The 15,613-nt window shown below is 74.0% G+C and carries 13 protein-coding genes and 1 pseudogene; 6 read left to right on the plus strand and 8 right to left on the minus strand.

Features of this window, described 5'->3' with window-relative positions:
• Nucleotides 1-49: 49 nt before the first annotated feature.
• The 7 genes and pseudogenes from ABEB09_RS08605 to ABEB09_RS08635 form a co-directional block, all read right to left on the minus strand.
• Nucleotides 50-1,141 carry a branched-chain amino acid aminotransferase gene (locus ABEB09_RS08605; protein ID WP_345688722.1) on the minus strand — a complete coding sequence of 364 codons (1,092 nt, stop codon included), beginning with the start codon at nt 1,139-1,141 and terminating at the stop codon, nt 50-52.
• Between the two features lie 247 nt (nt 1,142-1,388).
• Nucleotides 1,389-2,432 carry a 3-isopropylmalate dehydrogenase gene (locus tag ABEB09_RS08610; RefSeq protein WP_345688724.1) on the minus strand — a complete coding sequence of 348 codons (1,044 nt, stop codon included), beginning with the start codon at nt 2,430-2,432 and terminating at the stop codon, nt 1,389-1,391.
• A 101-nt stretch (nt 2,433-2,533) separates the two neighbouring features.
• The gene (locus ABEB09_RS08615) at nt 2,534-2,668 is read right to left on the minus strand and encodes a hypothetical protein (RefSeq protein WP_345688726.1); all 135 of its coding nucleotides are present in this window, start codon (nt 2,666-2,668) and stop codon (nt 2,534-2,536) included.
• Nucleotides 2,669-2,892: 224 nt separating this feature from the next.
• Nucleotides 2,893-3,441, minus strand: a complete 549-nt coding sequence (locus ABEB09_RS08620; protein WP_345688728.1) for a GNAT family N-acetyltransferase — start codon at nt 3,439-3,441, stop codon at nt 2,893-2,895.
• A gap of 95 nt (nt 3,442-3,536) precedes the next feature.
• Nucleotides 3,537-4,601, minus strand: coding sequence for a S1 family peptidase (locus ABEB09_RS08625; protein WP_345688730.1), 1,065 nt, complete (start codon nt 4,599-4,601; stop codon nt 3,537-3,539).
• A 198-nt stretch (nt 4,602-4,799) separates the two neighbouring features.
• Nucleotides 4,800-6,430, minus strand: a pseudogene (gene pruA / locus ABEB09_RS08630) (L-glutamate gamma-semialdehyde dehydrogenase).
• Nucleotides 6,431-6,465: 35 nt separating this feature from the next.
• Nucleotides 6,466-7,392: a proline dehydrogenase family protein gene (locus tag ABEB09_RS08635; RefSeq protein ID WP_345688732.1), complete on the minus strand. Its 927-nt coding sequence runs from the start codon at nt 7,390-7,392 to the stop codon at nt 6,466-6,468.
• Nucleotides 7,393-7,564: 172 nt separating this feature from the next.
• On the opposite strand from ABEB09_RS08635, the gene ABEB09_RS08640 reads away from it, so the two are divergent.
• Entirely contained in the window at nt 7,565-8,857 is a 1,293-nt protein-coding gene (locus tag ABEB09_RS08640; protein ID WP_345688734.1) for a PucR family transcriptional regulator, read from the plus strand.
• Nucleotides 8,858-8,872: 15 nt separating this feature from the next.
• Here ABEB09_RS08640 and ABEB09_RS08645 read toward each other — a convergent pair whose 3' ends face one another.
• Nucleotides 8,873-9,193 carry a hypothetical protein gene (locus tag ABEB09_RS08645; protein WP_345688736.1) on the minus strand — a complete coding sequence of 107 codons (321 nt, stop codon included), beginning with the start codon at nt 9,191-9,193 and terminating at the stop codon, nt 8,873-8,875.
• Nucleotides 9,194-9,345: 152 nt separating this feature from the next.
• Between ABEB09_RS08645 and ABEB09_RS08650 the strand changes: the two genes are divergently transcribed.
• The 5 genes from ABEB09_RS08650 to ABEB09_RS08670 all read left to right on the plus strand — a co-directional run bounded on the left by ABEB09_RS08650 (nt 9,346) and on the right by ABEB09_RS08670 (nt 15,546).
• Nucleotides 9,346-10,824 (plus strand): ABC transporter substrate-binding protein, encoded by a 1,479-nt coding sequence (locus ABEB09_RS08650; protein WP_345688738.1) that lies wholly within the window; start codon nt 9,346-9,348, stop codon nt 10,822-10,824.
• A gap of 79 nt (nt 10,825-10,903) precedes the next feature.
• The gene (locus ABEB09_RS08655) at nt 10,904-12,682 is read left to right on the plus strand and encodes an ABC transporter permease subunit (RefSeq protein WP_345693880.1); all 1,779 of its coding nucleotides are present in this window, start codon (nt 10,904-10,906) and stop codon (nt 12,680-12,682) included.
• Nucleotides 12,672-13,673, plus strand: coding sequence for an ABC transporter ATP-binding protein (locus ABEB09_RS08660; protein WP_345688740.1), 1,002 nt, complete (start codon nt 12,672-12,674; stop codon nt 13,671-13,673). Before ABEB09_RS08655 ends, ABEB09_RS08660 begins: the two co-directional genes overlap by 11 nt.
• A complete protein-coding gene (locus ABEB09_RS08665) occupies nt 13,670-14,350 on the plus strand; it encodes an ATP-binding cassette domain-containing protein (RefSeq protein WP_345688742.1) in 681 nt (226 codons plus the stop codon). The genes ABEB09_RS08660 and ABEB09_RS08665 overlap by 4 nt, the downstream gene beginning before the upstream one ends.
• On the plus strand, nt 14,347-15,546 hold the full coding sequence (locus ABEB09_RS08670; RefSeq protein ID WP_345688744.1) for an MDR family MFS transporter: 1,200 nt from the start codon (nt 14,347-14,349) through the stop codon (nt 15,544-15,546). The genes ABEB09_RS08665 and ABEB09_RS08670 overlap by 4 nt, the downstream gene beginning before the upstream one ends.
• Nucleotides 15,547-15,613 lie beyond the last annotated feature (67 nt).

Consider the following 15,613-nt stretch of genomic DNA (forward strand, 5'->3'; position numbering starts at 1 on the left):
TGCGAGCCGGGCCCGTGGACTTCCCGTACGGAGGACCGTCGCGCCGGCGTCAGGCGATCCTGTGCGTCCAGCCGTGGACGTCCTCGGCCTTGCCGGTCTGGATGTCCAGCAGCGCCTTGCGCAGCCTCAGCGTGACCTCGCCCGGCTCGCCGCCGGACTGCTGCCACTCGCCCGCCGTGGACTTGACCGTGCCGACCGGGGTGATCACCGCGGCGGTGCCGCAGGCGAAGACCTCCGTCAGGGTGCCGTTCTCCGTGTCGCGCTTCCACTGCTCGGTGGAGATGCGGCCCTCCTCCGACGTGTAGCCGAGGTCGCGGGCGACGCGGAGCAGCGAGTCACGGGTGATGCCGGCCAGCAGGGACCCGGTCAGCTCCGGGGTGACGATCTTGTCCCCGTACACGAAGTACAGGTTCATGCCGCCCATCTCCTCGACCCACTTGTGCTCCAGCGCGTCGAGCCAGACGACCTGGTCGCAGCCCTTCGCGGCGGCCTCGGCCTGGGCGAGGAGGGAGGCGGCGTAGTTGCCGCCGGTCTTGGCGAAGCCCATGCCGCCGGGGACCGCGCGGACGTAGTTCTCGGAGAGCCAGACGGAGACCGGCTTGACGCCACCGGGGAAGTACGCGCCGGCGGGCGAGGCGATGACGAGGAAGAGGTACTCGTTGGCCGGCCGGACACCCAGCCCGACCTCGTTGGCGATCATGAAGGGGCGCAGGTACAGGGACTCCTCACCGCCGTGCTGCGGGACCCACGCCTGGTCCTGCTTGACCAGCGCGTCACACGCGGCGACGAAGGTCTCGACCGGCAGCTCGGGCATGGCCAGGCGGCGGGCGGAGATCTGGAAGCGCTCGGCGTTGGCCTCGGGGCGGAAGAGCGAGACGGAGCCGTCGGGGCGCCGGTACGCCTTGAGGCCCTCGAAGATCTCCTGCGCGTAGTGCAGGGTCATGTTGGCCGGGTCGACCGACAGCGGACCGTACGGCACGAGCTGGCCGTCGTGCCAGCCGCGGCCCTCCGTCCACTTGATCATGACCATGTGGTCGGTGAAGTGGCGGCCGAATCCGGGGTTGGCCAGGATGGCCTCGCGCTCCGCGTCGGACAGCGGGTTCGAGGAGGGCTTGAGCTCGATCGTCGTGGGCGTCGTCATGAGTGCTAGTCCTTCACCGGTTGTGTGTGACGGACCGCGCCCACGCCGTTCCAGCCGCTGTCGCTGCTGCTGCCAGGACGTCCGAGCATCACCGCATGCCGCGGCCCCGCGTTCGATTATCGCTCGGGGGGCCGTGGGGTGGGAATGGGGTGACCGCGGTCCAGGTTCGATGGTGGCACCCGGTGGCCGCACAGGAGAAGCCGCCGGGCGCTGATGCGACCCGGCGGCTTCTGAGGTAGTCGACGGGTCAGCTCGCTACGCGTACCGCGAGCGCGTCGCCGATCTCGTCCGTCGTCCGCGTCGTCGCGGCGTCGCGCTCGGCGAGGTCGGCGGCGACCGCCTCCTCGATCCGGGCGGCCTCGGACTCGTGGCCGAGGTGGCGCAGCAGCAGGGCGACGGAGAGGATCGTCGCGGTGGGGTCGGCCTTGCCCTGGCCCGCGATGTCGGGCGCGGAGCCGTGGACGGGCTCGAACATCGACGGGAAGGCGCCCGTCGGGTTGATGTTGCCGGACGCGGCCAGGCCGATACCGCCGGTCACGGCGGCGGCGAGGTCGGTCAGGATGTCGCCGAAGAGGTTGTCGGTGACGATGACGTCGAAGCGCTCGGGCTGGGTGACGAAGAAGATCGTCGCGGCGTCGACGTGCAGGTAGTCGGTGGTGACCTCGGGGTACTCCTCGCCGACCTTGTCGAAGATCTTCTTCCACATGTGGCCGGCGTGGACGAGGACGTTGTTCTTGTGGACCAGCGTCAGCTTCTTGCGCGGACGGGCCTTGGCCCGCTCGTAGGCGTCCCGGACGACGCGCTCGACGCCGTACGCCGTGTTGACGCTGACCTCGGTGGCGACCTCGGCGGGGGTGCCCGTGCGCAGCGAGCCGCCGTTGCCCGTGTACGGGCCCTCGGTGCCCTCGCGGACGACGACGAAGTCGATGTCGGGGCGGCCGGCGAGCGGCGTCGCGGTGTTCGGGAAGAGCTTCGACGGGCGCAGGTTGACGTAGTGGTCGAAGGCGAAGCGGAGCTTCAGCAGCAGCCCGCGCTCCAGGACGCCGGCCGGCACGGACGGGTCGCCGATCGCGCCGAGCAGGATGGCGTCGTGGCCCTTGAGGGCTTCCAGCTCCGCGTCGGGGAGGGTCTCCCCGGTGCGGTGCCAGCGCCGGGCGCCGAGGTCGTACTCCTTGGTCTCCAGCTTCACATCCTGCGGAAGCACCGCGCGAAGGACCTTGAGGCCCTGGGACACGACCTCCTGGCCGATGCCGTCACCGGGGATCACTGCGAGATTGATGCTGCGAGACATGCGGGGCACCCTACTCCTCGTCCCATTGCCTGACACATGACCGTCCACCATATGGACGTGCGGCGACGGTCGCGTGCCGTCGGAGGCGTACGGGTGTGCGGTCAGTGGCCGGTGGAGCCGCCGTTGTCACGGCGGTCGAGGGCGCGCTGGAGGGCGGCGGCGGCGTTCTTCCGCTCGGTCTCGCTGGGGCGGGCGGCGGCGTGGCGAACACGACGAACGACGGTGGCAGCGGCCATGGTGGTCGACTCCTTCAGATGAGGGAAGTGAAGGCGCCGGAAGGGGCGGGGAGCGCTGCCGCAGGGGTTGCCTGCCAGGGGGCACCGCGCTCACGACCGCCATTCGCTGATGGAGCGAGACGTTCGGCTCCTACAAAGCTAAGCGACCGCCCCGCCGCTGTCTCCACAATTACTCGGACTTCCTACTATCTGAGACGGGGCATGGGCCCAAGCAGCACGGAGCGTCACAGCACGTCGCCGTCGCGCCAGTCGAAGAGCAGCGCGCCGGCCTCCGCGACGGGCAGCGGCCGCCCGCCCGCCGGGCGCAGATAGGTGGTGTCCTCCTCGCCCGGCAGCCGCCGCCTGCCGTCCGGGCCGTACGTCTCGATCACGCCGTTCCACAGCTGCCAGCCGCGCGAGCGGTACAGCGGGGCGCCCTCGGCGGAGGCGGACAGGGCCCCGAAGTCGTAGGCCCCGTCGATCACTTCCTCCAGTGCGGCCATGACGCGGGCGCCCAGCCCCTGCCGCCGGCGGTCGGCGCGGACGCCCACCGCCTCGACGTAGCCGACCCGGTGGGCGCGCCCGGCGTGCACGACGCGGCGCATGACGACGCTGCCGTGCGCCACGACCCGCCCGCCGTCGTCCTCGACGTACGCGTGCACGCCGCCGAGCCCGTGCTCCCAGTCCTTCTCGGTGAAGTCCCCGTCGAAGGCCTGCTGGAGCAGGGCCCGGATCTCCCGGAGCCGGGCGGGCGGCAACGCGTAGGTGTGGGCGGTGTGCAGACGGTCGGTCATACCGCCCACTGTCGCAGCCCCCGCCCGTACCGGGTACCGGATTGCCCGGACCCGGTACGGAAGGGAGTGCCCCGGTACGGAAGGGGGCGCCCCGGTCAGTACACGGCGACGCCGTACGCGGCGAGCGCCTCCTTGACCGGCTGGTGGATGGCCGAGCCGTTGGTGCCCGTGCAGCCGGAGCTGCCGGAGTGGATGCCGAGCGCGACCGAGCCGGCGAAGTGGGCGCCGCCGCTGTCGCCGCCGGCCGAGCAGGCGGTCGTGCGGACCATGCCGTAGACCGGGCCGTCGCTGTAGTTGACGGTGACGTTCACGGCGGTGACCGTGCCGCTGGTCACCTTGGTGGTGGAGCCGCTCTTCTTGATGGCCTGGCCGACGACCGCGTCGGCGGCGGAGGCGATGTCCTGGTAGCTGCCGTTGTAGAGGTTGACCCGGCCGCCCAGGTTGCTGGTGGTGGTGTAGCGGACGATGCCGTAGTCGTTGGTCGGGAAGCTGGTGCCCTCGCGCACGCCGATGGACGCGCCGCCGGAGGTGTCCGACCAGCTGGACGACAGGTTGGTGCAGTGCCCGGCGGTCAGGAAGTACCGGGTCGTGCCCTTGCTGACGTTGAAGGCGGCGGAGCAGCGGTAGCCGCCGCCGTAGATGGCGTCACCGCCGGCGACCTCGCGTGTGAAGACGCCCGGTACGCGGGTGATGCGGACGGCGCCGTCGAGCGAGGCGGCGACCTTCCGCAGCCGGGCCATGTCCTTGGCCGAAACGGACTGGTCGGCCTCGACGGCGATCTGGTTGGTGCGCGGGTCGAGGCCCCACGAAGTGCCCGGGATGCTGGCCCGGGACTCCAGGGCCGCCATGGCGGCGTCGAGCTGGGCGGCGCCGCGCTGCACGCGCCGGGGGGTGGCGCCGGCGGCCCGGACCTTCTCGGCGGCGGCCTCGGAGGTCACGGTGACGACCAGTTCGCCGGTCGCGGCGTCGAGGTAGGTGCCGGCGCTGTCGGCGCCGAGGGAGCGCTCGACGGCGGCGTCGAGGGCGTAGAGGGTGGCGGCTTCGCCGTTTTGGTCGGCGGACCGGTCCGGGGCGGCTCCGGCCGGGGTGGCGCCGAGGCCGAGGGATGCGGCGACGAGCAGGGCGGACAGGCCGATGCGCGCACGGGTCGTGCGTCTCATGCCGGGGTCTCCTTCGTCGGTGACGGGTGGGGACGTACCGACGAAGCAACTTGGCATGTCCATTACCGTCCCGCAAGGGTGTCTCCCGGACACGGACGGTCCGGAGGCGGGCGCGGGAGGCGGCACGGCCCGGACATGGAAACCGCCCCCGCCCGGCGTGGGGGCCGGAGGGGGGCGGTGTCAGGGGGTGGGCGGAGGTCAGCCCATGTGCGGGTAGCCGTACTCGGTCGGCGGGACCAGCGTCTCCTTGATGGACCGGGTCAGCGTCCAGCGCATCAGGTTCTGCGGGGCGCCCGCCTTGTCGTTGGTGCCCGAGGCGCGGCCGCCGCCGAAGGGCTGCTGGCCGACGACGGCGCCGGTCGACTTGTCGTTGATGTAGAAGTTGCCCGCGGCGTAGCGCAGCTTCTCCATCGTGTGGGCGGCGGCGGCGCGGTCGTTCGCGATGACCGAGCCCGTGAGCGCGTACGCCGACACCGACTCCATCTGGTCGAGCATCGCGTCGTACCGGTCGTCCTCGTAGACGTGCACGGCGAGGATCGGGCCGAAGTACTCGTCCCGGAAGACCTCGTTCTCCGGGTCGGTGCACTCGATGACGGTCGGGCGGACGAAGTAGCCGACCGAGTCGTCGTACGTGCCGCCCGCGACGATCGTGCAGGCCGGGTCCTGCTTGGCGCGGTCGATGGCGGCCTTGTTCTTGGCGAAGGCACGCTCGTCGATGACGGCGCCGATGAAGTTCGACAGGTCGGTGACGTCACCCATCCTGATGCCGTCGACCTCCGCCGCGAACTCCTCCTTGAAGCCGGAGTTCCAGATCGAGGCCGGGATGTACGCCCGCGACGTGGCGGAGCACTTCTGGCCCTGGAACTCGAAGGCGCCACGGGTCAGGGCGGTCTTCAGCACGGCGCGGTCGGCGCTCGGGTGCGCGACGACGAAGTCCTTGCCGCCCGTCTCGCCGACGATCCGCGGGTAGGAGCGGTACTTCTCGATGTTGTTGCCGACCGTCTTCCACAGGTGCTGGAAGGTCCTGGTCGAGCCGGTGAAGTGGATGCCGGCGAGCATCGGGTGGTTCAGGGCCACCTCGGAGACGGCGATGCCGTCACCCGTCACCAGGTTGATGACGCCCTTGGGCAGGCCGGCCTCCTCCAGGAGCTGCATCAGCAGCACGGCGGAGTGGGTCTGCGTCGGGGACGGCTTCCAGACCACGACGTTGCCCATGAGGGCGGGGGCGGTGGGCAGGTTGCCGGCGATCGCGGTGAAGTTGAACGGCGTGATCGCGTAGACGAAGCCCTCCAGCGGGCGGTGGTCCAGGCGGTTCCACACACCCGGGGAGTTCGCCGGGGGCTGCTCGGCGAGCAGGTCACGGGCGTACTTGACGTTGAACCGCCAGAAGTCGACCAGCTCGCACGGGGTGTCGATCTCGGCCTGCTGGGCGGTCTTCGACTGGCCGAGCATCGTGGACGCGGCCAGCGTCTCGCGCCACGGGCCGGCCAGCAGCTCGGCGGCGCGCAGGATGATCGCGGCGCGGTCGTCGAAGGACATCGCGCGCCAGGCCGGAGCGGCGGCCAGGGCCGCGTCGATGGCGTCCTGGGCGTCCTGCTGGGTGGCGCCCGCGAAGGTGCCGATGACCGCGCCGTGGTTGTGCGGCTGCACCACGTCCACGCGCTCGCCGCCGCCCATGCGCTTGACGCCGTTGATCGTCATCGGCAGCTCGACGGGGTTCTCGGCCAGCTCCTTGAGCTTGGCCTCCAGACGGGCGCGCTCCGGAGAGCCAGGGGCGTAGCCGTGCACCGGCTCGTTGACCGGGCGGGGACCTGGGTCACAGCGTCCATGAGTTCCGTAACTCCTTATGAGAGGGGTGGAGGGCTCAGCCCTTGGTGATCATCGAGCGGACGAAGAAGAGCAGGTTCGCCGGCTTCTCCGCCAGGCGCCGCATGAAGTAGCCGTACCAGTCCGTGCCGTACGCCGTGTAGACGCGCATGCGGTGGCCCTCGGCCGCGAGCCGCAGGTGCTCGTCGCTGCGGATGCCGTACAGCATCTGGAACTCGTACTCATCCAGTTTGCGCCCGGCGCGGCGGGCGAGGTCCTGGGTGATGGCGATCAGGCGCGGGTCGTGCGACCCGATCATCGGGTAGCCCTCGCCCGCCATGAGGATCTTGAGGATGCGGACGTACGCCTTGTCGATCTCGGCCTTGTCCTGGTACGCGACGGACGCCGGCTCCTTGTAGGCGCCCTTCACGAGCCGGACGCGGCTGCCGTTGGCGGCGAGCCGGCGGGCGTCGTCCTCGGTGCGGAACAGGTAGGACTGGATCACGCAGCCGGTCTGCGGGAAGTCCTTCCGCAGCTCCTCGTGGATGGCGAACATCGAGTCGAGGGTGGTGTGGTCCTCCGCGTCCAGCGTGACCGTCGTGCCGATCTCGGCGGCGGCCTCGACGACCGGGCGGACGTTGGCGAGGGCGAGCTCGTGGCCCTCGTCCAGCGCCTGGCCGAACATGGAGAGCTTGACGGACATCTCGGCCCTGGTGCCCAGGCCGAGCGCCTTCAGCCGGCCGATCAGCTCCAGGTAGGCGTCGCGCGCGGCGTAGGACTGCTCGACGGTGGTGATGTCCTCGCCGACGACGTCGAGGGTGACTTCCAGGCCCTTGTCGGTGAGGTCCGTGACGATCGGGATGACCTGGTCGACGGTCTCGCCGGGGATGAACCGGTCGACGACCGGCTTGGTCACCGGGGCCGCCGACACAATGCGGCGCATCTTGTCGCTGCGCGACGCGGCGAGGATCACGGGACCCAGCACGGGGCACCTCCACGAACAGGGGTAGCAGGAGGCCGTCACCCGACGGAACGGGAACGGCACGGAGAACCACCGTGAAACCTAAGGATCGCTCCGATCCTGGGCCACGGACAGCTGTCACGCATCCGTGCCGCGGACTTCAGACATCTGTCTGAAGCGGTGGGAGAATGTCCGGGTGAAGGGCGATTACCAGGACCTGGTCGACGAGATCTCGGCGCTGCTCGGCGCCCCGGCGACGCTGGAGGACCGGGACTTCGGGCTGATCGCCTTCGGGGCGCACGACAGCGACGACGACACCGCGATGGACCCCGTGCGCACCCGTTCGATCCTGACCCGCAGGTCGACGCCTGCGGTGCGCGCCTGGTTCGAGGGCTTCGGCATCACCCGCGCCAAGGGGCCCGTCCGCATCCCGGCGGCGCCCGACGCGGGCGTCTACCGCGACCGCCTCTGCCTCCCCGTACGCCATCGGGGGGTCGTCCTCGGCTACGTCTGGCTCCTCGACGCCTCCCCCGGGCCGGCGCCGGAGCGGCTGGACGCGGCGATGGAGGTGGCGTCCAGGATCGGGGCGCTGCTCGCGGACGAGGAGCGGGCGGGCGCCGACCTCTCGCGCGAACTGCGGGCGGTGCTGACGGCGGAGCGCGGCTGGCAGTACGACATGGCGCTCACCGCCCTGCGCACGGCACTCGGCCCGGCGGCGGACGGCCCGCACGCACTGGTGTGCGTGGCGCCCTGGCCGGGCGACGCCGGCCCGTCGACCCGTACGGCCCCGGGGGCGGCGGCCCTGTGCACGGTGCCGTGGGGGATCGGCTCGGGGCGGGTGACGGGGGCGGACGCGGGTGGGGCGTCGGGCGGGGGCCGCGCCGCGGAGGCGGGCTCGCGGGGCGGTCGCGCGCGCGGGTCCGGCGCGGAGGGGCGAGGGCCCGGCGCGGACGGGCCCGGGTCCGGCGCGGAGGGCGGTGGCGGGCACGCGCTCGCCGTGCTGGTGCGGCTGCGGGCCGCCGGGGCGCTCGCGCCCGCGTTGACGGCGGCCGGGCGGCTGCTGGACGCGGCCGTGCCGGGTGCCGTCGCGGGGGTGGCCGACCCGCGGCAGGGCCTGGCGGACCTGGGCGCGGCCTGGGGCGAGGCGACGGCGGCGGCGCGCGCGGCGGCGGCCCGGCCGCGACTCGGCCCGGTGGCGCCCTGGTCGTCGATCGGCCCGTACCGGCTGCTCGGCGCCCTGCCGCCCGGCACGGCGACCGACCCGGCGGTCCGCCCCCTGCTCACCCCGGCCCACGCCGAACTGGCCCGCACCGCCGAGGTGTTCCTCGACTGCGCGGGCCAGGCGGGCCGCACGGCCGGGGCCCTGGGCATCCACCGGCAGACCCTCTACTACCGGCTGTCCCGCGTGGAACAGCTGACCGGCCTCGACCTCAACGACGGCGAGGACCGCCTGCTGCTCCACATGGCGCTCAAGGCGCGGCTTCTCTGACGGCCGGCCCGTGCCCTACGGGACGGCGATCAGCGCGAGCGTGGGCACGAGGGTCACCAGCGCGCTCGCCGGCCAGTAGACGCGGGGGTCGAGTGCCGTCCTGCGCCGCAGGGGACGGTTGACCAGCCACCACACCAGGCCGAACAGCCCCACCACAGGTCCTCCGACGAGCAGCCACGGCAGCACGCCGTCGTTCTCCGTGGGCTCGCGCTGAGTCCAACCCATCGCCGCGAGCGGCCAGTTCGCAACGAAGTACCAGAGCAGCCACACCGGCACGATGCCGGGTATCCCCAGCGTCAGGTTCACCGCCACAGCTGTCCACGCCCGTCTCCTCATGGCCCGATCATGGCGGGCCCCGCCCGGAACGGGCGCGTCCGGCAGGGCCGCGGGGGACGGCCTGAAGCGTTTCACATGAAGTTGTTGAAAACAATAATCATTTGCTACGGTCCCGACCACCGTCACCGTCCCCCGCCCGGAAGGGTGCTCCCGTGCGCCGTCTCCTGCCCGCTGCCGCGCTCGCCTCCGCGTCCCTGCTGCTCACCGGCTGCTTCGCCGCCGCGGACGGCGGCACCGGGAGCGACACCGGCAAGCGCATACGCGTCGCGATGATGAACCCGCCGCGCTCCGGCCTCTCCCCGCTCTCCGACGACGCCTTCAAGCTCTCGCGCTGGTCCACCGCCGAAACCCTCGTCACCCTCGACGCCAACGGCGACGCCGTCCCCGCGCTCGCCACCGCCTGGCGGCAGGAGGGCCGGACCTGGGTCTTCACCGTCCGCGACGGCGTCACCTTCCACGACGGCACCCCGCTGACCGCCCGTGACGTGGAGCGCTCGCTGACCCGCGCCGCCACCGCCTCGCCCAAGCCGCGCATCCTCGACGGCGTCGAGCTGACCGTCCGGGCATCGGGGAAGACCGTCACCGTCACCACCGCGGCCGAGGACCCGCTCGTCCCGCAGCGGCTCAGCTCCCCGCAGCTGTCGATCCTGTCCGCCGAGGCCTACCGCGGGAAGACGGTCGACCCGGTCGGCACCGGCACCGGCCCGTTCCGGCTCACCAAGGTCAACGGCACCTCCTCCGCCTCCCTCGACCGCTACGACGGTTACTGGGGCCGCAAGGCCAAGGCCCCCGGCATCGACGTGACGTTCGTGCCGGACGGCACCGCCCGCGCCGCCGCCCTGCGCACCGGCGAGGCCGACATCGTGGAGGCCGTCCCCGTCTCGCAGGCCGCGCTCCTCGACCAGGACCTCATCACCGAGGTCCCCATGCCGCGCACCAACACCCTGTACCTGAACACTGAGAGGGGCGTCTTCAAGGACCCGAGCATGCGGGCCGCCGCCCGGCAGGCCATCGACGCCGCCTCGATCGTCAAGGGCGTCTACGAGGGCCGCGCCGATGTCGCCAAGGGGCTGCTCGGTCCCGCCCTCGCCTGGGCCGACGGGCTGCGCACCGCCCGCACCCCCGCACCGGCGGGCCGGCCCGGCGGCGCCACGATCACCATCGGCACCTTCACCGACCGCGCGGAGCTGCCCGAGGTCGCCCAGACCCTCCAGCAGCAGCTGCAGAAGGCCGGCTTCACCGTGAAGCTGGAGGTCCGCGAGTACGCCACCATCGAATCCGACGCCCTGGCCGGCGCGTTCGACGCGTTCATCCTGTCCCGGGCGACCGTCCTCGACTCGGGCGACCCCGCCGCGTACCTCTACAGCGACTTCGCGTCGCGCGGCTCCTTCAACATCGCGCAGCTCGCCGACCCGGCCGTCGACAAGGCGCTGGAGAAGGCCGCGGCCACCGGCACCGGCGAGGCCCGCCGCAAGGCGGTCATCGCGGCGGAGGCCGCCGTCCTCGCCACCGACGCCGCCGTGCCGATGCTGCACGAGCGGGTCATCCAGGGCGACGCGGCGGGCGTCGTGGGCGCCGCGCACGACCCGCGCGAGCGGCTGCTCGTCACCGTCGACACCCACGTCGAGTAAGGGCCCTCGCACGGTGAAGGCCCCTCTGTCCGGCGCGGGCACGGCCCGCCCCGCCACGCTCACGCCTCTCACGACCCGCTTGCCGACGCGCGCCGCCGCGCTCACCCCCCTCCTCACGCGGGCCGTCGCGCTCGCCGCCGTCCTGGCCGCGGTCGGGCTGCTGCCCTGGCTGTCGGGCCGGGACCCGGCGCTGACCGTGCTGCGCGCCCGGTCCGCCGAGCAGGAGGCGACGGCCGAGGCGCTCGCCGCGATCCGCGCCGACCTCGGGCTGGACGCCGGGCCCGTCGCCCTCCTCGCCGACTGGGCGTCGGGCCTGCTCCGCGGCGACCTCGGCACCTCGTGGGTGTCGGGCACCGACGTCCTGCCGTCCGTCGGCGCGGGCCTCCAGGTGTCCCTCGGGCTGATGGCCGCCGCCCTCGGCGTGGCCCTGCCGGTCGCCGCCGCGCTCGTCGCACCCGTACTGGTACGCGGCCGCGGCACCTCGGGAGCCGTCGCCGCCGTGCCGGCCGCCCTGCCCGAATTCCTGCTCGCCACGCTGCTGTTGATCGTGTGCGGCGTGTGGCTCGGCTGGCTGCCGACGGCCGGCTGGCAGGGGCCCGCCCACCTGGTGCTGCCCGCCGCCGCGCTGGGCGTCCCGGCGGGCGCGCTGCTCGGCCGGCTCGTCGCCGACGCGCTGCCCGGCGTCCTCGACGAGCGGTGGGTGGAGCTGTGGCGCGGCGCGGGCGTGACCCGCACCCGGGTCGCGGCCGCCGCGCTCCGGCGCGCCCTGCCCCCGCTCGTCCCGCAGTTCGGCATGGTCGTCGTCGGCCTGACGGGCGGCGCGGTCGCCGTGGAGGCCGTCTTCGCGGTGCCCGGCATCGGCCGTACGGCGCTGGGCGCGGCCAAGTCGCAGGACCTGCCGCTCCTCCAGGGCTGTGTGCTCGCGCTGCTGGCGCTCGGGCTGGCCGTGGGCGCGCTGGCCGCGCTGGTACGGCGCCGGCTCCTCGGCCCCGGGCTGCGCGACGCGGGCCTCACGCTGCCCGCCCCGCGCCCGGTGCGGGTGAGCCCGGCCGTGCCGGCGGTCCTGGGCGGCGCGCTGCTGACGCTGACCGTCTGGGGGCTGCTCCGGGACCCGTACGCGCTGGACACGGCCGCCCGGCTGGTCCCGCCCTCGGCGGCCCACCCCCTCGGCACCGACGGCCTGGGCCGTGACGTGCTGGCCCGGCTCGGGCACGGCGCGGCTGCCACGGTCGGCACGGCCGCCGCGGTGTGCGCGCTCAGCTTCGTCCTGGCCATGGTGCTGGGCTTCGCGCCCCGGGTCACCGCCGGGACGTCCGACATCGCGAACGCCCTGCCGCCGGTGATCGTCGGCATCCTGGTGGCCGCCGCCGCGGGACCGGGCCCGGGAGGTGCCGCGCTCGCCGTGGCGCTGATCTCCTGGCCGCCGCTCGCCGCCCACGCGGCCGCACTGGTGCAGGAGGTACGGGCCTCCGGCTTCCTGCTGGCCCAGCGGGCGATCGGTGCCGGGCCCGGCTGGATCCTGACCCGGCACGTCCTGCCCTCGGTGGCCGGGCCGGTCGCGCGGCACGCCGTGCTGCGCCTGCCCGGGGTCGCCCTCGCCCTGGCGTCGCTGGGCTTCCTCGGGCTCGGCGCCCAGCCGCCCGCCCCGGAGTGGGGCCTGCTCCTGGACGAGTCGCGCGCCTACGTGGAGCGCGCCCCCTGGGCGGCGCTCGCGCCCGCGCTGGCGCTCGCGGTGCTGGCGGCCCTGTCGGTGTCCCTGGCCGCGTACGCCTCGTCCCGCCCCCACCGCCGCCCCTCCCCCTCGTACGGCCGCCTCCGCCACGGCCGCTCACGGAAGGCCGCCGACCGTGCCGACTGACACGCCCCTGCTCTCCGTACGCGACTTGTCCGTCTCCTTCGGCGGCGGCGCCGACGCCGTGCGCGGGCTGTCCTTCGACGTCCACGACGGGCAGGTCCTCGCCCTCGTCGGGGAGTCCGGCGCGGGCAAGTCCCTCACCGCCCGCGCCCTGCTGGGCCTGACGCCGCGCGAGGCACGGGTCACCGGCAGCGTCCGCCTGCGTGACGCGGGCGAACTCGTCGGCGCGCAGCGGGGCGTGCTCGGCGCGCTGTGGGGGCGGCGCATCGCCTTCGTCCCCCAGGACTCCCTGTCCGCGCTGTCGCCCGTGCACCCCGTCGGCGACCAGCTCGCCGCCGCCGTCCGCTCCGTGCGCGGCCTGTCACGCCGCGACGCGCGCGCCCGCGCCGCCGAGGCCCTGGACCGGGTCGGTGTCCCGGCGGCCCGCGCCCGCGCCCACCCGCACGAGCTGTCCGGCGGCATGCGGCAGCGTGCCGTCATCGCGATGGCCATGGTCAACGAACCCGATCTGGTCGTCGCCGACGAACCCACCACCGCGCTCGACCCCGAGCTGCGCGCCCAGGTCCTCCGCGTGCTCGGCGAACAGCGCGAGACGACCGGCGCGACGCTCGTCCTCGTCACCCACGACCTGGAGGCCGTCGCCGACCACGCCGACCGCGTGCTCGTCCTGTACGCCGGCCGCCACATGGAGTCCGGCCCGGTGAAGCCCGTGCTCGCCCAGCCCCGCTCCCCCTATACGGCGGGCCTCCTGGCGTCCCTTCCGCCCGCCGGGCCCGTGCCCGGCCGTGGCCGCCGGCTGCCCGCGATCGGCGGCACCCCGCCCGCGCCCGGGGACCACCCGGCCGGCTGCGCGTTCGCGCCGCGCTGCCCGCTCGCCGACGAGCCCTGCCGTACGCGGCGGCCGGACCCGGTACCCGCGGCGGACCGGGACGTCTCCTGCCACCACCCCGAACACCCCCTGCTCGGGCCCGAGTTGTTCCTGGAGACCCCATGAGCCCCCTCCTCCGGGTGCGCGACCTCGTCGTGACGTACGGGGACACGGTCGCCGTCGACCACGTCTCCTTCGACCTCGACGCCGGGGAGACCCTCGCCCTCGTCGGCCCGTCCGGCTGCGGCAAGTCGTCCACCGCCGCCGCCGTCCTGGGCCTGCGCCGTCCGGACAGCGGGGAGGTGTGGTTCCAGGGCCGCGAGCTGACCCGCCTGGGCGAACGCGCCCTGCGCCCGCTGCGGCCCGCGATGCAGCCCGTGTTCCAGGATCCGTACGGCTCGCTCAGCCCCCGGCAGCGCATCCGGGACGCCCTCGCCGAGCCCCTGCGGGTACAGCGCCGCTGGGATCCGGTGGCCGGCCCCCGGCGGGTGGCGGAGCTGCTGGTGGCCGTCGGCCTCGACCCGGCGCTCGGCGACCGGCTGCCGCACGAACTGTCGGGCGGCCAGTGCCAGCGGGCCGGGATCGCCCGCGCCCTGGCGAGCGAGCCGCGCCTCCTCGTGCTCGACGAGCCCGTCTCCGCACTGGACCCGTCGGTCCGGGCGGGCGTCCTCAACCTGCTGGCGGAACTCCAGGAGACGCTGGGCCTCGCCCATCTCTTCATCTGCCATGACATGGCCGTGGTACGGCACTTCGCGGACCGCACGGCCGAGATGCGGGCCGGCCGCCTGGAAAGGATCACATGAGTCCGCTGGCCCACCTTCTGACAGGGAGCCAATTCGCCTTCAACGTCGGCTTCTTCGCCGTACTCCCCTACCTGGCCGACCATCTCGGCGGCACCCTCGGCCTCGCCGGCTGGCTGGTGGGCCTCGTCCTCGGCCTGCGCACCTTCAGCCAGCAGGGCCTGTTCGTGGTGGGCGGCGCCCTCACCGACCGTTTCGGGCCGCGCCCGGCGGTCCTCGCCGGCTGCGCGCTGCGCGTCGCCGGCTTCTGCTGGCTGGCCTACGCCGAGGCCGTGTGGGCGGTGGTGGGCGCGGTCGTGCTGGTGGGGTTCGCGGCGGCGCTGTTCTCTCCGGCCGTCGAGTCGGAGATCGCCCGCGAGGCCGTACGACACGAGGAGGCGACCGGCACGCCCCGCACCCGCGTCCTGGCCCGGTTCTCGGCCGCGGGCCAGGCGGGCGCCCTGACCGGGCCCGTGCTGGGGGCGCTGCTGCTGCACGCGCAGTTCCGGGCGGCGTGCCTGGCCGGCGCGGCCGTGTTCGCCCTGGTCCTGGTGGGCCACGCGCGTCTGATGCCGGGCCACCGGCCCGCCCCGGAGGTCCGGCCGTCCGGCTCGGGACTGCCGCAGGTCCTGCGCCACCGCCGCTTCCTGGCGCTCACGTTCGCCTACGCCACGTACCTCCTGGCGTACAACCAGCTGTATCTGGCGCTGCCCGCCGAACTGGACCGTTCCCTCGGCTCGCAGGCGGCGCTGGGCTGGCTGTTCGCCCTGTCGTCGGCCCTGGTGGTGGCCGGCCAGCTGCCGCTGGAGCGCTGGGCGGGCGCCCGGCTGCCGTGGCGTACGGCGATCCGGCTCGGGCTGCTGCTGGTGGCGGCGGCGTTCGGCGCTGCGGGTGTACTGCGGCCCCTGGGCGGCCTGTGGCCGTCGGTGGCCTTCGTCGTGCTGCTGTCGGTGGGCCAGATGCTGATCCTGCCCGCCGTACGGGCGTGGCTCCCGGATCTGGTCGACGCGCGGCGGCTCGGCCTGTACACCGGCGCGCTGTCGTCCCTGTCGGGCCTCGCGGTCCTGGCGGGCGGCGCGCCGGCGGGCGCGCTGCTGTCGTCGGCCTGGTACTGGCCCGTCATGGCCGCGCTGCCCTTGGCGGGGCTGGCGGCGGTGCCCGTCAGCCGGCCTCGCCCAAGGCCTGTCCCGGCCGCACTGGCCGACAGCAACCGAGATTAATCCGGCCACACCGGCGGTGAGCCGCCCGACGACGGGACGGGGGTGGACCGGGGGTCGCGCGCGCAGG

It is taken from the genome of Streptomyces coeruleoprunus, assembly GCF_039542925.1.
GTDB classification, from domain to species: domain Bacteria; phylum Actinomycetota; class Actinomycetes; order Streptomycetales; family Streptomycetaceae; genus Streptomyces; species Streptomyces coeruleoprunus.